This is a genomic window from Cognatundibacterium luofuense (assembly GCF_018139685.1).
In the GTDB taxonomy this organism is placed as follows: domain Bacteria; phylum Pseudomonadota; class Gammaproteobacteria; order Burkholderiales; family Burkholderiaceae_D; genus Undibacterium; species Undibacterium luofuense.
Map to the genome: position 1 here is coordinate 1 of NZ_JAGSPN010000556.1, position 295 is coordinate 295.

Genomic DNA, 295 nt, shown 5'->3' on the forward strand with positions numbered 1-295 from the left:
CCTGGGTTGAATTTGCACTGACCATTCTTGCCTATGTAAGGGTAGCTGTCCTCTCCCATGATGCCCTTGTTGTACAGGATGTACTCGAAGGCCTGGCTGGGGAGACCTCCTTGGCAGCCATGATTGTTGAAGTTCTGGGCACAATCCACCAGCTGCTGCTCAGCCAAGGTCATCATTTTCCCACTGGCAATAGCCACAGCTGACTCTAGGGCCCCAGTGGTTGAGAAAGTCCAGCAGCTGCCACAGGCCCCCTGGTTCTTCACTGGTGAAACGACATTTCCTTTCTTCCTCCAGT

At 53.6% G+C, this 295-nt stretch carries 1 protein-coding gene; it reads right to left on the reverse strand.

The genetic code is table 11. From position 1 onward, the window contains the following. Positions 1–263: C1 family peptidase (locus KDM89_RS23010; RefSeq protein ID WP_369123605.1), on the reverse strand; the 263-nt coding region annotated here is incomplete at its 3' end. Positions 264–295: the final 32 nt, after the last annotated feature.